This window comes from Kitasatospora sp. NPDC054795 (assembly GCF_053611565.1).
On record NZ_JBSHAP010000032.1, the window covers coordinates 1 to 21,508 of the forward strand.

The 21,508-nt window shown below is 72.3% G+C and carries 18 protein-coding genes; 8 read left to right on the top strand and 10 right to left on the bottom strand.

Annotation, left to right across the window (positions count from 1 at the left end):
• Nucleotides 1-336 precede the first annotated feature (336 nt).
• Nucleotides 337-630 (bottom strand): hypothetical protein, encoded by a 294-nt coding sequence (locus ACWGJO_RS14110; protein ID WP_359903089.1) that lies wholly within the window; start codon nt 628-630, stop codon nt 337-339.
• A gap of 74 nt (nt 631-704) precedes the next feature.
• On the opposite strand from ACWGJO_RS14110, the gene holA reads away from it, so the two are divergent.
• Nucleotides 705-1,703, top strand: a complete 999-nt coding sequence (gene holA, locus ACWGJO_RS14115) for a DNA polymerase III subunit delta (protein WP_452183640.1) — start codon at nt 705-707, stop codon at nt 1,701-1,703.
• A gap of 92 nt (nt 1,704-1,795) precedes the next feature.
• Here holA and ACWGJO_RS14120 read toward each other — a convergent pair whose 3' ends face one another.
• Complete coding sequence (locus ACWGJO_RS14120; protein ID WP_452183641.1) at nt 1,796-2,611, bottom strand: hypothetical protein; 816 nt, start codon at nt 2,609-2,611, stop codon at nt 1,796-1,798.
• A gap of 277 nt (nt 2,612-2,888) precedes the next feature.
• Nucleotides 2,889-3,158, bottom strand: a complete 270-nt coding sequence (gene rpsT, locus ACWGJO_RS14125) for a 30S ribosomal protein S20 (protein WP_030309778.1) — start codon at nt 3,156-3,158, stop codon at nt 2,889-2,891.
• Between the two features lie 397 nt (nt 3,159-3,555).
• On the opposite strand from rpsT, the gene lepA reads away from it, so the two are divergent.
• Nucleotides 3,556-5,424, top strand: coding sequence for a translation elongation factor 4 (gene lepA / locus ACWGJO_RS14130; protein WP_359903081.1), 1,869 nt, complete (start codon nt 3,556-3,558; stop codon nt 5,422-5,424).
• A gap of 108 nt (nt 5,425-5,532) precedes the next feature.
• On the opposite strand, the gene ACWGJO_RS14135 is transcribed toward lepA, so the two are convergent.
• From ACWGJO_RS14135 to ACWGJO_RS14150, 4 genes are all read right to left on the bottom strand, one after another.
• On the bottom strand, nt 5,533-6,612 hold the full coding sequence (locus tag ACWGJO_RS14135) for an NAD(P)/FAD-dependent oxidoreductase (protein ID WP_452183642.1): 1,080 nt from the start codon (nt 6,610-6,612) through the stop codon (nt 5,533-5,535).
• An 88-nt stretch (nt 6,613-6,700) separates the two neighbouring features.
• Nucleotides 6,701-7,699 (bottom strand): RNA polymerase sigma factor SigJ, encoded by a 999-nt coding sequence (sigJ, locus tag ACWGJO_RS14140; protein WP_452183645.1) that lies wholly within the window; start codon nt 7,697-7,699, stop codon nt 6,701-6,703.
• 82 nt (nt 7,700-7,781) lie between these two features.
• On the bottom strand, nt 7,782-9,680 hold the full coding sequence (locus tag ACWGJO_RS14145; RefSeq protein ID WP_452183717.1) for an ABC transporter ATP-binding protein: 1,899 nt from the start codon (nt 9,678-9,680) through the stop codon (nt 7,782-7,784).
• 155 nt (nt 9,681-9,835) lie between these two features.
• Nucleotides 9,836-11,569: an ABC transporter ATP-binding protein gene (locus ACWGJO_RS14150; RefSeq protein ID WP_452183647.1), complete on the bottom strand. Its 1,734-nt coding sequence runs from the start codon at nt 11,567-11,569 to the stop codon at nt 9,836-9,838.
• A gap of 306 nt (nt 11,570-11,875) precedes the next feature.
• Between ACWGJO_RS14150 and ACWGJO_RS14155 the strand changes: the two genes are divergently transcribed.
• From ACWGJO_RS14155 to ACWGJO_RS14165, 3 genes are read left to right on the top strand one after another with little or no spacing between them, the layout of a single operon-like run.
• A complete protein-coding gene (locus tag ACWGJO_RS14155) occupies nt 11,876-13,798 on the top strand; it encodes an AMP-dependent synthetase/ligase (RefSeq protein WP_359903070.1) in 1,923 nt (640 codons plus the stop codon).
• Between the two features lie 57 nt (nt 13,799-13,855).
• Nucleotides 13,856-15,085 carry a radical SAM family heme chaperone HemW gene (hemW, locus tag ACWGJO_RS14160; RefSeq protein ID WP_452178215.1) on the top strand — a complete coding sequence of 410 codons (1,230 nt, stop codon included), beginning with the start codon at nt 13,856-13,858 and terminating at the stop codon, nt 15,083-15,085.
• 40 nt (nt 15,086-15,125) lie between these two features.
• Entirely contained in the window at nt 15,126-15,683 is a 558-nt protein-coding gene (locus ACWGJO_RS14165) for a Uma2 family endonuclease (protein WP_452183649.1), read from the top strand.
• A gap of 6 nt (nt 15,684-15,689) precedes the next feature.
• Here ACWGJO_RS14165 and ACWGJO_RS14170 read toward each other — a convergent pair whose 3' ends face one another.
• From ACWGJO_RS14170 to htpX, 3 genes are read right to left on the bottom strand one after another with little or no spacing between them, the layout of a single operon-like run.
• Nucleotides 15,690-16,517, bottom strand: coding sequence for a DUF3097 domain-containing protein (locus ACWGJO_RS14170; protein ID WP_452183651.1), 828 nt, complete (start codon nt 16,515-16,517; stop codon nt 15,690-15,692).
• 31 nt (nt 16,518-16,548) lie between these two features.
• Nucleotides 16,549-17,133, bottom strand: coding sequence for a PspA-associated protein PspAB (gene pspAB / locus ACWGJO_RS14175; RefSeq protein ID WP_387693755.1), 585 nt, complete (start codon nt 17,131-17,133; stop codon nt 16,549-16,551).
• A gap of 32 nt (nt 17,134-17,165) precedes the next feature.
• The gene (htpX, locus tag ACWGJO_RS14180) at nt 17,166-18,086 is read right to left on the bottom strand and encodes a zinc metalloprotease HtpX (RefSeq protein ID WP_452183653.1); all 921 of its coding nucleotides are present in this window, start codon (nt 18,084-18,086) and stop codon (nt 17,166-17,168) included.
• A 289-nt stretch (nt 18,087-18,375) separates the two neighbouring features.
• Between htpX and hrcA the strand changes: the two genes are divergently transcribed.
• The 3 genes from hrcA to ACWGJO_RS14195 all read left to right on the top strand — a co-directional run bounded on the left by hrcA (nt 18,376) and on the right by ACWGJO_RS14195 (nt 21,451).
• Nucleotides 18,376-19,410, top strand: coding sequence for a heat-inducible transcriptional repressor HrcA (gene hrcA / locus ACWGJO_RS14185; protein ID WP_359903053.1), 1,035 nt, complete (start codon nt 18,376-18,378; stop codon nt 19,408-19,410).
• A gap of 76 nt (nt 19,411-19,486) precedes the next feature.
• Nucleotides 19,487-20,626 (top strand): molecular chaperone DnaJ, encoded by a 1,140-nt coding sequence (gene dnaJ / locus ACWGJO_RS14190; RefSeq protein WP_387693757.1) that lies wholly within the window; start codon nt 19,487-19,489, stop codon nt 20,624-20,626.
• Between the two features lie 75 nt (nt 20,627-20,701).
• Nucleotides 20,702-21,451, top strand: a complete 750-nt coding sequence (locus tag ACWGJO_RS14195) for a 16S rRNA (uracil(1498)-N(3))-methyltransferase (RefSeq protein ID WP_452183655.1) — start codon at nt 20,702-20,704, stop codon at nt 21,449-21,451.
• Nucleotides 21,452-21,508: the final 57 nt, after the last annotated feature.

The window sequence follows — 21,508 nt, forward strand, 5'->3', positions numbered from 1 at the left end:
TTAATCCTCCCCCCCCCGGCTCCTCGCCCCCCCCCCCCGGCAACCTCGGCCTGTTGGGGGCGGGGGCGCCGCCCCGCCCCCGCCCCCCCCCCCCCGCTGCCGGCCGAGGGCGACGCCTCCGTCGCCTTGTGCGCGTCCGTCGCGCTGAACGCCTCGCCGGCCGTGGTCTCGCTGACCGAGAACGTCTTCGCCGAGCTGTTCCCGACCCTGATCCGATCACCGCGACGGTGCTGCCGCCGGGCTGGGCGGACGGGGGCGCCGACGGCAGGGGCCGGCTCGCCGCAGTGGTCGAGCCGGCCCGGAAGGTGCCGGGGTGCCGGGTGCCTGGCGCGGGCCTCAGGCCTCCTCGCGCCAGCCCTCGTAGCCGGTCGCGAGGGTGTCGAGGGCGTGCAGCAGGGCGGGGGTCCAGCCGCTCTCCGGGGCCTCGGCGACGACCAGCCACTGGGCGTCCTCGGCGTCGTCCTCGCCCGCGAGCGCGTCGCGGACGACTTCGAGCTCGCCGAGGTCGGGCTGGGTGGCGCCGAGTTCCTCGGCCGCCTCCTGGGCGGTGTCGCGGTCGGGCAGGACGAGCAGCTGCCGGGCGTACGGGTCGTCGACGTCCGGGAGGTCGGTGGTCTGGTTCTCGCTCACCCGGCCATTGTCCAGGTCGGGCCGCCCGCTCCGTCGGGCGGGAGTGTCCGCGGCCCGTGGGATGCTGGTAGGCGATGGCCAGGAAGAGTGCACCCGACGACCTGCTCGCCCCGCTGACCCTCGCGGTCGGCCAGGAGGAGCTGCTGCTGGACCGCGCGGTCGCCCAGGTGGTGGCGGCGGCGAAGGCGGCGGACCCGGACACCGACGTGCGGGACCTGCCGCCCGGCGGCCTGCAGCCCGGCAGCCTGGCCGAGCTGACCACGCCGTCGCTGTTCGCCGAGCGCAAGGTGATCGTGGTCCGGGCCGCACAGGACCTCTCCGCCGATTCGGTGAAGGAGGTCAAGGCGTACATCGAGGCGCCGGCCGAGGAAGTGATCATGGTGCTGGTGCACGCCGGCGGCGCCAAGGGCAAGGGCCTGCTGGACGCCGGGCGCAAGGCCGGCGGGCGTGAGGTGGCCTGCGCCAAGCTGGCCAAGGCGAGCGAGCGGCTGGCCTTCGTCAAGGGCGAGTTCCGCACCCTGGGCCGCTCCGCGACCCCGGAGGCCTGCCAGGCGCTGCTGGACGCGCTCGGAAGTGACCTGCGCGAGCTGGCCGCCGCCTGCCACCAGCTGACCTCGGACGTCGAGGGCGCGATCGACGAGACGGTGGTGGCCCGCTACTACAGCGGACGGGCCGAGGCGACCGGCTTCGAGGTGGCGGACCTGGCGGTCACCGGCCGGGCCGCGGAGGCGCTGGAGCGGCTGCGCTGGGCGCTGGCCGTCGGCCAGCCGCCGACCGGCATCACCTACGCGCTGGCCTCCGGGGTGCGCAGCATCGGCCGGCTGGCGAGCGCCGGGCGGAACATGCGCCCGGGCGACCTGGCCCGCGAGCTGGGCATGCCGCCGTGGAAGGTCGACCGGGTCCGCCAGCAGATGCGCGGCTGGACGGGCGACGGGGTGGCCACCGCGCTGACCGCGATCGCCCAGGCCGACGCCGCCGTCAAGGGTGGATCGGACGACCCGGCCTTCGCCCTGGAGCACGCGGTGGTCGCCGTCGCCCGGGCATCCCGGGCCGGCTCCCGGCCCGCCTACTGACAGCCGCCCACTGACGGGGCCCGCCCACCGACGGCCCGCCCGCCGATGGTCCGTCCACTGGCGGCGCGGGGCGGCGGTGCGAGCGGTCCGGCCTACTTCTTCATGGCCCGGAGGGCGTCCTGCCCGTCCGACTGGAGGGCGCCGCGCAGCTCGTCCTTGGACGGCGGTTTGCCCTTGCCCTCGGTGTAGCTGGCCGAGTAGGTGACGTAGTACGTCATCCCGCCGTCGCGGATGTCCAGCTCGGCGTAGACGCTGTGGTACTGGTCCGAGCCGTCGTCCTTGTACAGGAAGTACGCCTCCTCGCCGAGCCCCGCGATGTCGGTGACCTGGTAGCCGCGCGCCCGGTAGAGCTCCTTGTTGGCCTCCAGCTCGGGCGCCGGGTTGACCGCCTTGTGCAGGTCGACGCGCATGTAGAGGTTGGCGTACTCGCTGTCGCTGGTGCCGCCGGTGCGCTTGAGCGACATCGAGCAGTTCATGCTGTCCAGCGCCGGGTGCCGATCGGTGTGGTGGGTCGGCTTGGAGGTGTCCGAGACGGAGTACGTCTGGAGGATCTTCGTGGGCTTCCCGGTGGTGCAGAAGTCGTCGGAGAGCCGGTAGCCGCGCAGGTCGCGCGGGGAGGACTGGCTGGTGACCAGGCCGGGGACGGTCATCACCGCGGCGGCCCAGCCGACCGAGACGATCACCGCGCCGACGAACGCCCAGACGGCGTTGCGCCGCAGGTTCCCGCTCCGTCCGGGGCCCGGGGTGGCGGGCAGGCCGGGCGCGGTGGGCAGCCCCGGCGGCGGTCCGAAGCCGCCCGCGCCCGCGGGCCCCGGGGCGCCCGGTACCGGTTGCGCGCCCCCGCCCGGTTGCTGCGGGAAGCCGTACCCCGGTCCGTTCGGTGCCGGTGGCGGCGGTGGCGTCGTCATGGAAGTTCCCCCTGGACCTGGCGCCGGGGTGCTCCCCGCACCTCGAACCGAACCTCGAACGGACCCGACCGACCATAGCGGCCGGACCGCGGAACGCGACAGGCGCCGCAGTGGTCTCCGGGGAGGAGGCCGACTGCGACGCCTGTCGCACTGCTTGGTTGCACCGCACCCGCGTGGCGAACGCAGGCCGCGTACGGTGCGAGTCTCGCGCGCCTCGGGGGTCCGGGTAGAGGGCCGGGTCGTCCCGAAGCGATGGGGGTCACCGCCCCCGGGGGCGTCAGGCCTGGACGGCCGTGTTGACGCGCTTGGTGATGGCCGACTTCTTGTTGGCGGCCTGGTTGGCGTGGATGACGCCCTTGCTCACGGCCTTGTCCAGCGCCTTGGAGGCGGCGCGGGCCAGCTCGGTGGCCTTCTCGGTCTCGCCGGCGGCAGCGGCCTCACGGGCCTTGCGCAGAGCGGTCTTCAGCGAGGACTTGACGGCCTTGTTGCGCAGGCGCGCCTTCTCGTTGGTCTTGTTGCGCTTGATCTGGGACTTGATGTTCGCCACGAAGGAGCCTCAGTCTGTCTAAAGATTGTGAACGGGGTTGCAGCCGGCGGCCTTCGGTCAAGCTGAGAGGGCATGCCGAGGCCAGGTGCAGCAGCCCACGCTACCAGGGGCCCGCTGCCCGCCCCAAACCGGGCGCCCGCGAGGACCGCCCCCGGGCCCGCGCGAGGACCGCACCCGGAAGCCCGCGAGCGCCGCCTCCGACGCCCGCGAGGAGCTTCCCCGGCGCCCACGGGGACCGCCCCGGGTGCCCGGGAGACTCCCGGACGGTGCCCCGGGCCGCAGTCGTGGGAAGATGGGAGGAACTATTTCGATCGGACGAGACTGTCCGGTCCCCGGGAAACCGGTCAGCGATGATCCGGACACCCCCGGCCCCGGACCAACGGAGAATCGGACCAAGGTGCCCGCGACCCCCAGCAATGTGCCAGAGCCCAGCCGTACCGACCCGGCGCTGATCCGCAACTTCTGCATCATCGCCCACATCGACCACGGCAAGTCGACGCTCGCAGACCGGATGCTGCAGATCACCGGCGTCGTCGACCCCCGGCAGATGCGTGCCCAGTACCTCGACCGCATGGACATCGAGCGTGAGCGCGGCATCACCATCAAGTCGCAGGCGGTCCGCCTCCCGTGGGCGCCGAAGACCGGCCCGAACGCCGGGGCGACGCACATCCTCAACATGATCGACACCCCCGGCCACGTGGACTTCACGTACGAGGTGTCCCGTTCCCTCGCCGCGTGCGAGGGCACCATCCTGGTGGTCGACGCGGCCCAGGGCATCGAGGCGCAGACCCTCGCCAACCTGTACCTGGCGCTGGAGAACGACCTCACGATCGTCCCGGTCCTCAACAAGATCGACCTCCCGGCCGCCCAGCCGGAGAAGTACGCCGCCGAGATCGCCCACATCATCGGCTGCGACCCGTCCGACGTGCTCCAGGTCAGCGCCAAGACCGGCCTGGGCGTCGAGGACCTGCTGGACCACATCGTCAACACCGTCCCGGCCCCGGTCGGCGTCAAGGACGCCCCGGCCCGCGCGATGATCTTCGACTCGGTGTACGACTCGTACCGCGGCGTGGTCACCTACGTCCGTGTCGTGGACGGCCAGCTCACCAAGCGCGAGCGCATCGCGATGATGTCCACCGGCGCCACCCACGAGCTGCTGGAGATCGGCGTCATCTCGCCCGAGCCGAAGGTCGCGGACGGCCTCGGCGTCGGCGAGGTGGGCTACATCATCACCGGTGTGAAGGACGTCCGGCAGTCCAAGGTCGGTGACACGATCACCTCGATGCACAAGGGCGCCACCGAGCCGCTCGGCGGCTACAAGGACCCGCGCCCGATGGTGTTCTCCGGCCTGTACCCGCTGGACGGCTCGGACTACCCGCTGCTGCGCGACGCCCTGGACAAGCTGCGCCTCAACGACGCCGCGCTGGTGTACGAGCCGGAGACCTCGGTCGCGCTCGGCTTCGGCTACCGCTGCGGCTTCCTGGGCCTGCTGCACCTGGAGATCATCCGGGAGCGCCTGGAGCGCGAGTTCAACCTCGACCTGATCTCCACCGCCCCGAACGTGGTCTACCGGGTGGTGATGGAGGACGGCACCGAGCACACCGTCACCAACCCCAGCGAGTTCCCGACCGGCAAGATCTCCGAGGTGTTCGAGCCGGTCGTGCGCGGCACCATCCTGGCGCCGAACGAGTTCGTCGGCGCGATCATGGAGCTCTGCCAGTCCCGCCGCGGCAACCTCCAGGGCATGGACTACCTCTCCGAGGACCGGGTCGAGCTGCGCTACACCCTGCCGCTCGCGGAGATCGTCTTCGACTTCTTCGACCAGCTGAAGTCCAAGACCCGCGGCTACGCCTCGCTGGACTACGAGCCCATCGGCGAGCAGGCCGCCCAGCTGGTGAAGGTCGACATCCTGCTGCACGGCGACCCGGTGGACGCGTTCTCCGCGATCGTGCACAAGGACAAGGCCTACAGCTACGGCGTGATGATGGCCGGCAAGCTGCAGAAGCTCATCCCCCGCCAGCAGTTCGAGGTGCCGATCCAGGCGGCCATCGGCTCCCGGGTGATCGCCCGTGAGACGGTCCGCGCGATCCGCAAGGACGTCCTCGCCAAGTGCTACGGCGGTGACATCTCCCGTAAGCGGAAGCTGCTGGAGAAGCAGAAGGAAGGCAAGAAGCGGATGAAGATGGTCGGCAGTGTGGAGGTCCCGCAGGAGGCCTTCATCGCCGCGCTGTCCACCGACGCCGAGACGCCGAAGGACAAGAAGTAGCGGCACGGCGGCGACGCATGCCGGAAGGGCCCGGGCACCCGCCCGGGCCCTTCCGGCGTTTCCGGGGCCCCCTGGAGCACTCCGCCCCCGGCCGGCGTTCCGGCGGGCCTACTTCAGGCTGTTGAGGACCACGGCGACGATCGCCGCCTTCGCCAGTCGACCCGCGGTGCCGGTGAACACGGTGGGCCGCATCGAGTCGTCCGGGCGGACCACCTGGAGCAGCCCGTCCCGCCGGCCGAGGCTCACGCACTGCACCTGGTACCGGAACGAGAACGGCCCCTCGGTGCGCCCGTCCAGCAGCCTGCCGAGGTACTGGCCCTGCGGCAGGGCGGTGGCGCAGCCCATCCGCAGGGTGCCGATGCCGGGGACGGTGACCGCGGCGGCGTCGCCGATCACATGGACGTCCGGGTGGGAGACCGACCGCAGGTGGTCGTCCACCACGGCCCGGCCGCGCTCGTCCACGGCCAGTCCGGCCTCGGCGGCCAGTGGGTGCGGCTCCAGCGAGGCGGCCCAGACGACGAGGTCGGCCCCGATCGGGCCGGCGGTGGTGCGCAGCCCGTCCGGGGTGACCTCGGTGACGGTGGTGTGCTCGTGGACGCTCGCGCCGAGCCGGGCGAGGACGCGCCGGACGTGGGCCCGGCCCTTGGCCGAGTAGACGCCGCCGACCAGGCCGGACGCGACGATCCGCACCTGCCAGGAGGGGTGGGCCTCGGCGAGTTCGGTGGCCAGCTCGATGCCGGTGGCGCCGCCGCCGACCACGGCCAGGGTGCCGGGCGGGTCGGCCGTGTCGATCCGGCGGCGCAGCTCGGCGGCGCGCTCCGCCGGGTAGGCGAGCTGTTCGGCGCCGGGGACGGCGTGCCAGGCGGTGCGGCTGCCGAGGGCGTGGACCAGGGTGTCGTACCCGAGGGTGGTGCCGTCGTCGAGCCGGACCTCGCGCGCGGCCGGGTCGAGTCCGACGGCCCGGGCCCGGCGGTGGGTGATCCGGCCGCCGCGGGTGAGCTCGCCGACGGTGGGCCAGTCGCGGCCGCGGCCGGCCGCGGTCTCGTGCTGGCGGATGCGGTGCAGGATCCGCTCCTCGGGGGCGACCAGGGTGACGTCGTGGTGCCGGCCGGCGCCCTTGGCCGCGGTGAGCCCGGCGTACCCGGCGCCCAGTACGACGATCCGTTGCCCGGTGGTGGTGCTGCTCATCTCGTCCGCCTCCTCGCGAGGGCGCTCCGGTGGAGCGCTGTTCGGGAAGGGGACGACGCAGCCGGCCGGGGTGTGACGGTGACCCGTGTCACAGCTCCACGGCGGGGACCCGGGCGAGCTTCTCGGGGTTGACCACGACGTGCGCCTCGGCGATCCGCCCGTCGGCCACGGTGAAGGCGAGGACGCCGCCGACCGTGCCGGTGGCCCGGTCGTACCAGACCAGTCCGGGTTCGCCGTTGACCAGCGCGGTGGTGGTGGCGGTGTCGGGGGTGAACCACTTGGCGACCAGGCCGGCCACCATCCGGGCGACCCGGTCGGCGCCGTGGATCGGGCGGACTCCGGCGCGGACGATGCCGCCGCCGTCGGAGTGCCAGACCACGTCGGGGTCGAGGACCTCCATCAGGGCGAGGATGTCGCCGCGGGTGCTGGCGGCGGCGAAGGCCTCGACGGCCTGGCGGTGCTCGGCCCGGTCGGTCCCGCCGGTGCGCCGGGCGGCGTCCTGCGCGCGGCCGCCGTCGCGGACCCGGCGGCGGGCCCGGGAGGCGAGCTGGCGGGCGGCGTCGGGGGTGCGTTCCAGGGAGGCGGCGATCTCCTCGAAGCCGACCGCGAAGACGTCGTGCAGCACGAAGGCGGCCCGTTCGGCGGGGGTGAGCTGTTCCAGGACGGCCAGCAGGGCGAGCGAGACGGACTCGCCGCGTTCGGCCAGTTCGGCGGGGGAGTCGGGGCCGGTGGTGTAGGTGACGGCGGGCTCGGGCAGCCACTCGCCGTAGTAGGCCTCGCGGCGGGCCCGGGCGGAGCCCAGCTGGTCGTAGCAGAGCCGGGTGACGACGGTGGTGAGGAAGGCGCGGGGGTCGGCGACGGCGGAGCGGTCGGCGGCCCGCCAGCGCAGCCAGGCGTCCTGGAGGACGTCCTCGGCGTCGGTGAACGAGCCGAGCAGCCGGTAGGCGACCGAGCCCAGGTAGCGGCGGTTCGCCTCGAAGGCGTCCGGCGTCCGCGGAGTACCGGAGGCAGCGGGAGTACCGGGGGCGGCGGCGGTGCCGGGGGCGGCAGGGGTGTCCGGGCGGTCCGGGGCCTGGTCGTCGATCACGGGCCCAACGTAGCGCGCGGTGTCCGCGAAGCGAAGGGCCGGGGCGGGAAGTCCCCGCCCCGGCCCTCCGGTCGGCCGGACGTCAGTCCATCTCGACCGCGGCCTCGGCGAACTGTGCCTGGTAGAGCCGGGCGTAGGCGCCGTCGGCGGCGATCAGCTCGTCGTGCGAGCCCTGCTCGACGATCGAGCCGTTCTCCATCACCAGGATCACGTCGGCGTCCCGGATGGTGGAGAGCCGGTGGGCGATCACGAAGCTGGTGCGGCCGGTGCGCAGCCGGGCCATGGCCCGCTGGATCAGCACCTCGGTGCGGGTGTCGACGGAGCTGGTCGCCTCGTCCAGGACCAGGATGGACGGCTGGGCGAGGAAGGCCCGGGCGATGGTGATCAGCTGCTTCTCGCCGGTGCTGACGTTGGTGCCCCCGTCGTCGATGACGGTGTCGTAGCCGTCCGGCAGGGTGCGCACGAAGCGGTCGACGTGGGCGGCCCTGGCGGCCTCGACGACCTGCTCGCGGGTGGCCGACTCGGCGCCGTAGGCGATGTTGTCGGCGATGGTGCCGCCGAACAGCCAGGTGTCCTGGAGCACCATGCCGATGCCGGAGCGCAGTTCCTCGCGGGACATCGCGGCGATGTCCACGCCGTCGAGGGTGATCCGTCCGGAGCTGACCTCGTAGAACCGCATCAGCAGGTTGACCAGGGTGGTCTTGCCGGCGCCGGTGGGGCCGACGATGGCGACGGTCTGCCCGGGTTCGACCTTGAGCGAGAGGTCCTCGATGAGCGGCTTCTCGGGGTCGTAGCGGAAGGCCACGTCCTGGAAGGCGACCCGGCCGTGCAGTACGTCGGGCCGTTCGGGCATGGCCGGTTCGGGGCTCTGCTCGGGGGCGTCCAGCAGCTCGAAGACGCGCTCGGCGGAGGCGACGCCGGACTGCACCAGGTTGGCCATGCTGGCGACCTGGGTGAGGGGCTGGCTGAACTGCCGCGAGTACTGGATGAACGCCTGGACGTCGCCGATGGACAGCGAGCCGCTGGCCACCCGCAGGCCGCCGACGACGGCGACCAGCACGTACTGGAGGTTGCCGATCAGCATCATCGCGGGCTGGATGGTGCCGGAGATGAACTGGGCCTTGTAGCTGGCCTGGTAGAGCGCGTCGTTGTGCTCGCGGAAGGTCTCCGCGGACTCCTGCTGGCGCCCGAACACCTTGACCAGGGTGTGGCCGGTGTACATCTCCTCGATGTGGGCGTTGAGCTGGCCGGTGGACTTCCACTGCTGGACGAACTGCGGCTGGGCCCGCTTGCCGACCTTGGTGGCGACGATCACCGAGGCGGGCACCGAGACCAGTGCGATCACGGCGAGCAGCGGGGAGATCCAGAACATCATCGCGAGCACGCCGACCACGGTGAGCAGCGAGTTGACGACCTGTCCGAGGGTCTGCTGCATGGACTGGCCGATGTTGTCGATGTCGTTGGTGACCCGGCTGAGCACCTCGCCGCGCGGCTGCTTGTCGAAGTAGCTGAGCGGCAGCCGGGAGAGCTTGGCCTCGACGTCCTGGCGCAGCCGGTAGCCGGCGGCCTGGATGGCCCGGGTGGCCAGTCGGCCCTGGAAGATCCCGAAGACGGCGGAGACGACGTAGATGCCGAGCACCCAGAGCAGGACGGTGCCGATGGCGCCGAAGTCCATGCCCTGGCCGGGGGTGAAGTCGACGGAGGAGAGCAGGTCGGCGACGCCGCCCTCGCCGTGGGCGCGCAGCCCGTCGACGACCTGTTCCTTGGAGGTGCCGGCCTGGAAGCGGGCGCCGACGACGCCGGCGAAGATCAGGTCGGTGGCGTCGCCGAGGATCTTGGGGCCGATGACGGCGCAGCCGATGCCGATGACGCCGAGGAGCAGGACGCCGATCAGGGTGTTGCGTTCGGGGCGCAGCAGGCCGAGGACGCGCTTGCCGGAGCCCTTGAAGTCCATGGACTTCTCGGTGCCCTGGCCGCCCATGAAGCGGCCGGGGCCGGCGGGGCCGCGGCGGGCGGCGGCGGCCTGGGAGTCGCTGGGCAGTCCGGTGTCCTTCGGCGGGGCGTCCTTCTTCAGGGTGTCCGTGGGGGCGCCGCCGGGGGCCTGCCCCTTGTCCAGGTCGGGCTTTCCGGGCGTGGTCACGCCGCCTCCTGCTCGGTGAGCTGGGAGAGCACGATCTCCCGGTACGTCGGGTTGTCGGCCATCAGCTCGTGGTGGGTTCCGGTGCCGACGACGGCGCCCTCGTCGAGGACGACGATCCGGTCGGCGTCGCGGATGGTGGACACGCGCTGGGCGACGATCAGGACGGTGGCGTCGGAGGTCTCGCGGGCGAGGGCCTTGCGGAGCTTGGCGTCGGTGGCGTAGTCGAGCGCGGAGAAGGAGTCGTCGAAGAGGTAGACGGAGGGCCGGCGGACCAGGGTCCGGGCGATGGCCAGGCGTTGGCGCTGGCCGCCGGAGACGTTGCCGCCGCCCTGGGCGATGGGGGCGTCGAGGCCTTCGGGCAGTTTCTCGACGAACTCCTTGGCCTGGGCGATCTCCAGGGCGTGCCAGAGCTCCTCGTCGGTGGCGTCGGGCCGGCCGTAGCGGAGGTTGCTGGCGATGGTGCCGGAGAAGAGGTAGGGCTTCTGCGGGACGATGCCGACGTTCTCGGCGAGTGCGGCGGGGGCGAGTTCGCGGACGTCGACGCCGTCGAGCAGGACCTGGCCGGAGGTGGCGTCGAAGAGCCGGGGGACGAGGCCGAGCAGGGTGGACTTGCCGCTGCCGGTGGAGCCGATGATCGCGGTGGTCTCGCCGGGGCGGGCGGTGAGGTCGATGGCGCGCAGTACCGGGGCCTCGGCGCCGGGGTAGCGGAAGTCGACGTCGCGCAGTTCCAGGTTGCCGCGGCGCAGCACCTTCCGGACGGGGTCGGTGGGCGGGACGACGCTGCTGTGGGTGCCGAGGACCTCCTCGATGCGCTCGGCGCAGACCTCGGCGCGCGGCACCATCATGAACATGAAGGTGGCCATCATGACGCTCATCAGGATCTGCATCAGGTAGGAGAGGAACGCGGTGAGCGCGCCGATCTCCATGGCGCCGCTGTCGATGCGGTGGGCGCCGAACCAGAGCACGGCGACGCTGGAGACGTTCACCACCAGCATGACGGCGGGGAACATGATGGACATCAGCCGGCCGACCTGGCGGGCGACCTGGGTGAGGTCCTCGTTGGCGTCGGCGAAGCGGGCCTGCTCCTGGTCGTCCTTGACGAAGGCGCGGATGACCCGGATGCCGGTGATCTGCTCGCGCAGGACCCGGTTCACGGTGTCGATCCGCTCCTGCATGCTGCGGAACCGGGGGCGCAGTGCGCGGACCAGCAGGACCACGACGACGCCGAGCGCGGGGATGACGGCGAGCAGCAGGCCGGACAGCGGGACGTCCTGGTTGAGCGCCATGATGATGCCGCCGACGCACATGATCGGCGCGGCGACCATGAGCGTGAAGCTCATCAGGGCGAGCATCTGGACCTGCTGGACGTCGTTGGTGGTCCGGGTGATCAGGGAGGGGGCGCCGAACTGGCCGACCTCGCGGGCGGAGAAGCTCTGCACCCGGTCGAAGACGGTGGCGCGGACGTCCCGGCCGAAGGCCATGGCGGTGCGCGCGCCGATGAAGACGGCGCCGACCGAGCACAGGGCCTGGAGGACGGTGACGGCGATCATCACCCCGCCGACGCGCAGGATGTAGCCGGTGTCGCCCTTGACCACGCCGTCGTCGATGATGTCGGCGTTGAGCGTCGGCAGGTAGAGCGCCGCGAGGGTGGACACCAGCTGGAGCAGTACCAGCAGGGTGATCGGTCGGGAGTACGGGCGCAGGTACGCCCTCAGCAGTCTGATCAGCACTAGCACACTCTTGTCGTCGCCGGTCGGGTTCGCACCCCAATTCTCCGTGTTCTGTAGCGTCGTACAGGTCATTCGGCGTGCGGGAGCCGGAGGTTTGCCGGGCTTTTGCCGAACGGACGGGTCCGGCACCGGTGGCGCGGGGGCGTGCCGTCGGGCGCTGCCCTCTTACGGAATGACCGGTTTCCCCCTAGGCTGCTGATTGCCCCTTTGTTACTGACCGGTACCGTTCAGGTGAACCGGGGCCCGGCGACCGCCCCCACGGACGCCGCGACAATCCAGACGGCCACCCGCCCCCGGAGGTCCTCGTTGAGTTCCGCGCAGTCCCTGATCGGCTCCGGCAGGTCCGACCTCGTCGCCGGGCGTCCGGCCTCCGTCGCCCACCTGTTCCTGGAGCGGGTCGCCCTGACCCCGAACGCCGAGGCCTACCGCTACCCCTCGCCCGTGGACGAGCAGGCCGCCGACGGCGCGCCCGGCGCCGAGCAGTGGCGCTCGCTCACCTGGGCGCAGACCGCGACCCGCGTCAAGGCCGTGGCCGCCGGCCTGATGGCACTCGGCATCCACCCCGAGGACCGGGTGGCCCTGGCCTCCTCGACCCGGCTCGAATGGATCGTCGCCGACCTCGGCGCCATGTGCGCGGGCGCCGCGATCACCACCGTCTACCCGAGCACCAACGCGGACGAGACGGCGTTCATCCTCTCCGACTCCGGGTCCCGGGCGCTGTTCGCCGAGAACGCGGCCCAGCTGGCCAAGGCCGTCGGGCAGCTCGACCAGCTGCCCGAGCTGCGCACCGTGATCCTCTTCGACGCGCCGGCCGAGGCCCCCGAGAGCGCCGGCCTGGAGCTGCTCACCCTCGCGGAGCTGGAGGAGCGCGGCGCCCGGTACCTGGCGGAGCACCCGGACGCGGTGGAGAAGGCCGTCGACGGGCTCGACAAGGAGCAGCTGGCCACCCTCATCTACACCTCCGGCACCACCGGCCGCCCCAAGGGCGTGCGCCTGGTGCACGACTGCTGGGCGTACGAGGGCCGGGCGCAGGAGGCCAGCGGACTGCTGGGCCCCGACGACGTGCAGTTCATGTGGCTGCCGCTGTCGCACGTGTTCGGCAAGACGCTGATCTCCGGGCAGATCGCCACCGGGCACGTGATGGCGGTGGACGGCCGGGTGGACCGGATCATCCACAACCTGCCGGTGATCCGGCCGACCATCATGGCCTCGGCCCCGCGCATCTTCGAGAAGGTCTACAACGGCATCGCGGGCAAGGCCCGGGCCGAGGGCGGCGCCAAGTACAAGATCTTCCTGTGGGCGGCGAAGGTCGCCCGCGAGCACGCCCGGGCGGTCCAGGAGAGCCGGGTGGCCACCGGCACCGAGACGGCCCCGCTGGGCCTGCGGGCGCAGCACGCGCTCGCCGACAAGCTGGTGTACGCGAAGATCCGGGCGGCCTTCGGCGGCCGGCTGCGCGGTGCGGTCTCCGGCAGCGCCGCGCTCGCCCCGGAGATCGGCTACTTCTTCATCGGCGCCGGGGTGCCGATCCTGGAGGGCTACGGCCTGAGCGAGACCAGCGCCGGCTCCTGCGTCAACCGCGCGGAGGACGTGCGGATCGGCACGGTGGGCCGCCCGCTGCCCGGTACCGAGGTGCGGATCGCCGAGGACGGCGAGATCCTGCTGCGCGGCCCGGGCGTCATGCGCGGCTACCACAACCTGCCGGAGAAGACCGCCGAGGTGCTGGAGCCGGACGGCTGGTTCCACACCGAGGACATCGGCGAGCTCACCCCGGACGGCTTCCTGCGGATCACCGACCGCAAGAAGGACCTGTTCAAGACCTCCGGCGGCAAGTACGTGGCGCCCAGCGAGGTCGAGGGCAAGTTCAAGGCGGTCTGCCCGTTCGTCAGCAACATCCTGGTGATCGGCAACGGCCGCAACTTCTGCACCGCGCTGATCGGCCTGGACGAGGCGGTCCTCCTGCCGTGGGCCGCCGAGCGCGGCCTGGCCGGCAGGAGCTACGCCGAGCTGGCCGCCGAGCCGGCCGTGCACCAGCTGATCGAGGGCTTCGTCAAGCGGGTCAACGCCGACCTCCAGCGCTGGCAGACGATCAAGAAGTTCCACCTGCTGCCGCGCGACCTGGACATCGAGCACGGCGAGCTCACCCCGAGCCTGAAGATCAAGCGCCCGGTGGTCGAGCGGACCTACGCGGACGCCGTGGCGGCCATGTACGCGGGCGCCAACGAGGCCTGAGCCGCCCCGTCCCGTACGGCTCGCCCGAACGGGTGCGCCGTACGGGACAATGGGCTCATGCCCTCCGCACTCCCCGACGGCGATCCGGTGCCGTCCGACGGTTCCCTGCCCGCGCACGCCCTCGACGGGCTGGGCGACCGGCCGTTCGGCTTCTACCTGCACGTGCCGTACTGCGCCAGCCGCTGCGGCTACTGCGACTTCAACACCTACACCGCCACCGAGCTGCGCTCCTCCGGGGCGGTCGCCTCGCAGGACACGTACGCGGACAACGTGGTCGCCGAGATCCGCCTCGCCCGGAAGGTGCTGGGGGACACGGACCTCCCGGTGCGGACCGTCTTCCTCGGCGGCGGCACCCCGACCCTGCTGCCCGCCCGCGACCTGGTGAAGATGCTCGCCGCGATCCGCGAGGAGTTCGGGCTCGCCGAGGACGCCGAGGTCACCACCGAGGCCAACCCGGAGTCGGTCGACCCGGCGTACCTGGCCGAACTGCGCGAGGGCGGCTACAACCGGCTCTCCTTCGGCATGCAGAGCGCCCGCCCGCACGTCCTGAAGCTGCTCGACCGCCACCACACCCCGGGCCGCCCCGAGGCCTGCGTGGCCGAGGCCCGCGCGGCCGGCTTCGAGCACGTCAACCTCGACCTCATCTACGGCACCCCCGGCGAGTCCGACGACGACTGGCGGGCCTCCCTGGACGCCGCCATCGGCGCCGGGCCCGACCACGTCTCCGCGTACTCGCTGATCGTCGAGGAGGGCACCCGGCTCGCCGCCCGGGTCAAGCGCGGCGAACTGCCGATGATCGACGACGACGTGCACGCCGACCGCTACCTGATCGCCGAGGAGGCGCTCGCCGCCGCCGGCTACTCCTGGTACGAGGTCTCCAACTGGGCCACCGCCCCCGAGGGCCGCTGCCGCCACAACGAGCTGTACTGGACCGGCGCCGACTGGTGGGGCGCGGGCCCCGGCGCCCACAGCCACGTCGGCGGCGTCCGCTGGTGGAACGCCAAGCACCCCGCCGCCTACGCGCAGGCCCTCGCCGAGCAGCGCACCCCGGCGCTGGCCCGCGAGGTGCTGGCCGAGGAGGACCGCCGCGTCGAGCGGATCCTCCTGGAGCTGCGCCTGGTCGACGGCATCCCCCTCGACCTGCTCACCGACACCGGCCGCAAGGCGGCGGACCGGCACCTCGCCGACGGCCTCCTCGCCGCCGGGCCGTACCGGCAGGGCCGCGCCGCCCTGACCCTCCGGGGCCGCCTCCTGGCCGACGCGGTGGTACGTGACCTGGTGGACTGATTGTCGTTAACGTGGTGTCAGCCGTCGGAGGGAGAGCGCCATGACCGCCATCGATGACCGGATGACCGGGATCTTCGAGAACCTGGAGGTGCCGGAAGGCGTCAAGGCCGAGCTCATCAGGGGGGAAATCGTGATGATGGCCGGGCCTGACATGGTCCGCAACCTCATCGTCCTGGCGATTCAGCACCAGCTTCCGTACGGTCGGTGGCGCCCTCTCACCACGCAGGACCTGGGGATCCCCGGCCAGGCCAGCGAACCTCAGCCCGACCTGGTCGTCTTCGAACGCGGGGCGGTCGAGGAGCACGGACGGCTACTGCCGTCGCCGGCGGTCTCCCTGGTGGTCGAGGTGGTGTCGAAGACCAGTGTCGACCGCGACTACCGGACCAAGCGGGAGCTCTATGCCGAGGGCACTGTCCCCGCGTATCTGATCGTCGACCCGATCAAGGGAGTGTGTGTGCTGCTGACCGAGTTGGGTCAGGAGCCCGGCTCCGGTCTCCCGAGGTACATGTCCGAGCGGACCAGTAAGTTCGGCGAGCCCGTCCCCATCGAGCTGCTTGAAATCAATCTGGACACCACGGACTTTCAGAAATACGTCTGACCGGCCTCACTCCGGCAGGGCCGTGAAGTCGATCAGTTCCTCCACCCGGCCCAGCAGTTCGGGCTCCAGGTCCCTGTAGCTGTTCACCTTCGACAGGATGTGCTTCCAGGCCGCCGGGGTGTCCACCGGCCAGCCGAGGCGGCGGCAGGTGCCCTCCTTCCAGTCCTCGCCCCGCGGGACGGCGGGCCAGCCGGGGATGCCCACGCTGGAGGGCTTCACGGCCTGCCAGATGTCGATGTAGGGGTGGCCGACGACCAGCACCGAGTCGCCGGTGACCCGGGCGGCGATGCGGTGCTCCTTCGTCCCCGGCAGCAGGTGGTCGACCAGGACGCCGAGGCGGCGGCCGGGGCCGGGGGCGAAGTCGGCGACGATCGCGGGCAGGTCGTCGATGCCGCGCAGGTACTCGACGACGACGCCCTCGATCCGCAGGTCGTCACCCCAGACCCGCTCGACCAGCTCGGCGTCGTGCCGGCCCTCGACGTAGATCCGGGACTCGCGGGCGACCCGGGCGCGGGCGCCCGGGACGGCGACGGAGCCGGAGGCGGTGCGGCCCGGCGTCCGGGCGGGAGCCGGGCCCGCCGGGCGGACCAGGGTGACGACCCGGCCCTCCAGCAGGAAGCCGCGCGGCACCAGCGGGAACACCCGGTGCTTGCCGAACCGGTCCTCCAGGGTGACGGTGAACCCCTCGGCGGTCTTCTCGCAGCGCACCACCGCCCCGCAGAAGCCGGTCGCCGCCTCCTCGACCACCAGGTCCCGCTCGGCGGGCACCTCCGGGGCGGGCTGCTGCTTCTTCCACGGCGGGGTCAGGTCGGGTCCGTACTGGCGGCTGCGCATACGGGTGATCATAGGGACGGCGGACGGTGTGTCAGAGGCCCGGCGCGCCCCAGACCGGGAACCAGCGGCTCAGGTCCTTCTCCAGCCGCAGGTCGTTCCCCAGCATCGCGTTGACCTGCAGTTCCAGTGGGCTGTTGCGCTTCTCCCCGCCGCCGGGCATCGGGGCGAAGGGGTAGAACGTCCCGCGTTTGTAGAGGTAGACCAGGGCCAGCGACCGCCCCTGCGGATCGCGGAAGGCGACCAGCGAGCAGAGCAGCTGCGGCCCGAAGCCGTTCGCCTCCAGCTCGCTGTTGACCGCGTGCAGGTCGTTGACCAGCTCGGGCAGCTCCTCGGGCCGGTGCCGGGCGAGCAGCCAGGAGTAGCCGTAGTCGTCCTTGGAGGCCTCCACCGGGACGCCGCCGCGCTCGGTGTCGGCGTCCAGCAGGGCCCGGACCTGCTGCTCGACCTGGACGAAGGCCGCGCCCTCGACGGCCGCGAAGCAGACCGAGCCGAGCCCGGTGGGGGTGAACCCGGCCCCGGCCTCCAGGGTGAGCGCGGCGGACGGCACGCCGAACAGCTGGTCGAGGTCGGGCTTGACGGGCTTGGTGCGGCCGAACAGGGTGTCCAGGATTCCCACGGCGGTCCTTTCGCGTCAGGGGCTCGGCGGGTTCAGCGGCCGAGCTGCTCGGAGATCCTCGCCAGCTGCTCCAGCCGCTTCTCCAGGCTGGGGTGGGTGGAGAACAGCTGCGAGGCGGCCTCCCGGGCGCTCAGCGCGGGGGCGAAGTAGAAGGCGTTGTACGGCTGCGCCTGGCGCAGGTCCTTGCTGGGGATGGCCGCGATCTGCCCGGTCACCTTGGTGAGCGCCGAGGCCAGGGCGCTGGGCCGGCCGGTGAGCTGGGCGGCGGCCCGGTCGGCGGCCAGTTCGCGGTAGCGGGAGAGCAGCCGGGTGAGCAGGAAGCTGATCGCGTAGACGACGATCGACACCAGCGGGATGATCAGCGCCAGAATGGCGGCGTTCTGGTCGTTGTTGTTGCGACCGCCGCCCATGAACCCGCCGTACACGGCGATCCGGGTCATCGCCCCGGCGAGGACGCCGAGGAACCCGGCGATCGTCATCACCGCGACGTCCCGGTGGGCGACGTGCGACAGCTCGTGCGCGAGGACTCCCTCCAGCTCCTCCGGTTCCAGCCGGCGCAGCAGCCCGGTGGTCACGCAGATCACCGCGTTCTGCGGGTTGCGGCCGGTGGCGAAGGCGTTCGGCATGTCGTTGTCGGCGACCGCCACCCGCGGTTTGGGCATGTCGGCCAGGGCGCAGAGCCGGTCGACGGTGCCGTGGAGTTGGGGGAACTGTTCCGGGGACACCTGGCGGGCGCCCATCGCCCGTTCGGTGATCTTGTCGCTGAACCAGAACTGGGCCACGAACAGCCCGCCGGAGATCAGGACGATCAGTGGCCAGGCGCCGCGCAGCAGCGCGATCAGCAGGCCGGTGAAACCGACGTACAGCAACCCGATCACGAACATCGTCGCGACCATGCGGCCGGTCAGGCCGCGGTCGGGCGCGAAACGGGTGTGCTGGCCCGAGCTCGACATCGCTTGCTCCTCCGTTCGCCGTCGCTTTCGATGCTGCCACCCGGACGGCCTCCCGGCACCACCCCGGTGCCGGGAGGATCGAACCGCCGGGGCCCCGCGGGCCGTGTCCGGAACTGCGGGGAGGATCACGCTCCTCGGGCCGTTCCTGCCGTAGGACCCGGGCCTTACACTGGCAGGTACGGTTCTGGCACTCGTACGTTCAGAGTGCCAAGACCGGGGGCCTCCCGGGGAGGCCCGCAGCAGCGAGGGACACAGTCGGACAACGTGCGAAGACGGAGGTGCGTGCCCCATGGCCGGTGAGGTCCGCCAGCTGGACGAACGCAAGCTCGCCGTACTCCGCGCGATCGTGCAGGACTACGTGGGCACCGAGGAGCCGGTCGGCTCCAAGGCCCTGGTGGAACGGCACAACCTCGGGGTCTCGCCGGCGACCGTCCGCAACGACATGGCGGCGCTGGAGGAGGAGGGCTACATCCACCAGCCGCACACCAGTGCCGGCCGCATCCCGACCGACAAGGGGTACCGCCTCTTCGTCGACAAGCTCGCCGAGATCAAGCCGATGAGCGCCCCCGAGCGCCGGGCCATCCGGCACTTCCTGGACGGCGCGGTCGACCTGGACGACGTGGTCGCCCGTACCGTGCGGCTGCTCGCCCAGCTGACCCGGCAGGTCGCGGTGGTGCAGTACCCCTCGCTGACGCGCTCCACCGTCCGGCACATCGAGCTGGTGGCGCTGGCCCCGGCCAAGGTGATGCTGGTACTGATCACCAACACCGGCCGGGTCGAGCAGCGGATGGTCGACTGCCCGGGCTCGGTCGGCGAGACGGTGCTGGCGGACCTTCGGGCCCGGATCAACGCGAGAGCCGCCGGTCGGCGCCTCCCGGAGGTCCCGGGGCTGCTGGAGGAGCTGCCGGCGCTGTTCGAGCAGGCCGACCGGCCGACGGTCAGCACGGTCCTGGCGACCCTGTTCGAGACGCTCGCCGAGCAGAACGAGGAGCGGATCATGCTGGCCGGCACGGCCAACCTGACCCGCTTCGGGCACGACTTCCCGCTCACCATCCAGCCGGTGCTGGAGGCCCTGGAGGAGCAGGTCATCCTGCTCCGCCTCCTGGGTGAGACCGCGGACGCCGCGATGACGGTCCGGATCGGGCGGGAGAACGCCTATGAAGGGCTGAATTCCACCTCGATCGTTTCGGTCGGCTACGGTTCGGGCGACGAGAGCGTGGCGAAACTGGGTGTGATCGGTCCGACCCGGATGGACTACCCCGGCACAATGGGGGCGGTGCGAGCGGTGGCACGGTACGTGGGCCAGATCCTGGCCGAGTCCTAGCAAGGGCCGCCGTTAAAATCTTTAACGGTGGCGTCCAGTCGCAGCACTACTACAGGCGGAACAAGCGGAGCATTTGGTGGCCACGGACTACTACGCGGTACTCGGCGTCCGGCGGGATGCGGGGCAGGACGAGATCAAGAAGGCGTTCCGGCGCCTGGCACGCGAACTGCACCCGGACGTCAACCCGGACCCGAAGACGCAGGAGCGGTTCAAGGAGATCAACGCCGCCTACGAGGTGCTCTCCGACCCGCAGAAGCGTCAGGTCTACGACCTCGGCGGGGACCCGCTGTCCCCGGGCGGCGGCGGTGCCGGCGGCTTCGGCGCCGGCGCGGCGGGCTTCGGTTTCTCCGACATCATGGACGCCTTCTTCGGCGCCGCGGCCGGCCAGCGCGGCCCGCGCTCGCGCACCCGCCGCGGCCAGGACGCCATGATCCGGCTGGAGATCACCCTGGAGGAGGCCGCGTTCGGCACCACCAAGGAACTCCAGGTCGACACCGCCGTCACCTGCACCACCTGCAGCGGCGAGGGCGCGGCCCCCGGCACCTCGGCGCAGACCTGTGACATGTGCCGCGGCAAGGGCGAGGTCTCCCAGGTCACCCGGTCCTTCCTGGGCCAGGTCATGACCTCCCGCCCCTGCCCGCAGTGCCAGGGCTTCGGCACCGTCGTGCCGACCCCGTGCCCGGAGTGCGCCGGCGACGGCCGCGTGCGCGCCCGCCGCACCCTGACGGTCAAGATCCCGGCCGGGGTCGACAACGGCACCCGGATCCAGCTGGCCGGCGAGGGCGAGGTCGGCCCCGGCGGCGGCCCGGCCGGCGACCTGTACGTCGAGATCGCCGAGACCACCCACGCCATCTTCCAGCGGCGCGGGGACGACCTGCACTGCACCGTCACCATCCCGATGACGGCGGCCTCGCTCGGCACCCGGGTGCCGCTGCAGACCCTGGACGGCCTGGAGGACGTCGACATCCGGCCCGGCACCCAGTCCGGCCAGTCGATCCCGCTGCACGGCCGGGGCATCACCCACCTGCGCGGCGGCGGCCGGGGCGACCTGATAGTGCACGTCGAGGTGAAGACGCCCACCAAGCTCGACGCCGAGCAGGAGGAGCTGCTGCGCCGCCTTGCGGTGCTGCGCGGCGAGGAGCAGCCGTCCGGCCAGTTCGCGCCGGGCCAGCAGGGCCTGTTCTCCCGCCTGAAGGACGCCTTCAACGGCCGGTAGTCGTCCGCGGAGGGGTGCCGGGGGATCCCGGCACCCCTTCCGTGTTCCCGTCCCACTCCTGGAGGTTCCCCCGTCATGACCGCGCCCGTCTTCGTCGTCGAGACCGAGCGGATCGCCGCCGCCGTGCCCGGGGCCCTGGTGCGCCTGGACGGCCCGGAGGGGCGGCACGCGGCCGCGGTGAAGCGGCTGGAGCCGGGCGAGGCGGTCACCCTGGCCGACGGGCTGGGACTCGGGGTGGACGGCACGGTCGCCGAGGTGCTCGGCAAGGACGCGATCGACGTGACGGTCGCCGCCGTGCGCCGGGAGCCGGAGCCCGCGCCGCGGATCGTGGTCGTCCAGGCGCTGCCCAAGGGCGACCGCGGCGAGCTGGCGGTGGAGACGATGACCGAGGTCGGCGTGGACGTGGTGATCCCGTGGTCCGCCTCGCGCTGCATCACCCAGTGGAAGGGCGAACGCGGCGCCAAGGCGCTCGCCAAGTGGCGGGCCACCGCCCGGGAGGCGGGCAAGCAGTCCCGCCGGCTGCGCTTCCCCGAGGTCCGCGAGCCGATGACCACCCGGCAGCTGGCGCCGGTGCTGGCGCAGGCCGCGTTCGCCGCCGTGCTGCACGAGGAGGGCGCCGAGCCGCTGGCGCACGCCGGGCTGCCGGAGGGCGGGGACATCGTGCTGGTGGTCGGCCCCGAGGGCGGGGTCTCCCCGGAGGAGCTGGCCGCCTTCGCCGAGGCGGGCGCCAAGCCGTACCGGCTGGGCTCCTCGGTGCTGCGCACCTCGACCGCCGGGGTGGCCGCCGGCGCGCTGCTGCTCGGGCGCACCGGCCGCTGGTCGTGACGGCTGCTGTGACGGCAGCTGTGACGGCAGCCGTGCAGGCGGTCGGGGCGGCCTGCG

What these genes read in the sequence shown, in the direction of transcription:
- ACWGJO_RS14135 (WP_452183642.1), bottom strand. Translation starts at nt 6,612, where the DNA reads ATGAGCAGCACCACCACCGGGCAACGGATCGTCGTACTGGGCGCCGGG.
- ACWGJO_RS14195 (WP_452183655.1), top strand. Translation starts at nt 20,702, where the DNA reads ATGACCGCGCCCGTCTTCGTCGTCGAGACCGAGCGGATCGCCGCCGCC.
- hemW (WP_452178215.1), top strand. Translation starts at nt 13,856, where the DNA reads ATGCCCTCCGCACTCCCCGACGGCGATCCGGTGCCGTCCGACGGTTCC.
- ACWGJO_RS14145 (WP_452183717.1), bottom strand. Translation starts at nt 9,680, where the DNA reads ATGGGCGGCCAGGGCACCGAGAAGTCCATGGACTTCAAGGGCTCCGGC.
- hrcA (WP_359903053.1), top strand. Translation starts at nt 18,376, where the DNA reads ATGGCCGGTGAGGTCCGCCAGCTGGACGAACGCAAGCTCGCCGTACTC.
- ACWGJO_RS14170 (WP_452183651.1), bottom strand. Translation starts at nt 16,517, where the DNA reads ATGCGCAGCCGCCAGTACGGACCCGACCTGACCCCGCCGTGGAAGAAG.
- holA (WP_452183640.1), top strand. Translation starts at nt 705, where the DNA reads ATGGCCAGGAAGAGTGCACCCGACGACCTGCTCGCCCCGCTGACCCTC.
- htpX (WP_452183653.1), bottom strand. Translation starts at nt 18,086, where the DNA reads ATGTCGAGCTCGGGCCAGCACACCCGTTTCGCGCCCGACCGCGGCCTG.
- ACWGJO_RS14165 (WP_452183649.1), top strand. Translation starts at nt 15,126, where the DNA reads ATGACCGCCATCGATGACCGGATGACCGGGATCTTCGAGAACCTGGAG.
- ACWGJO_RS14120 (WP_452183641.1), bottom strand. Translation starts at nt 2,611, where the DNA reads ATGACGACGCCACCGCCGCCACCGGCACCGAACGGACCGGGGTACGGC.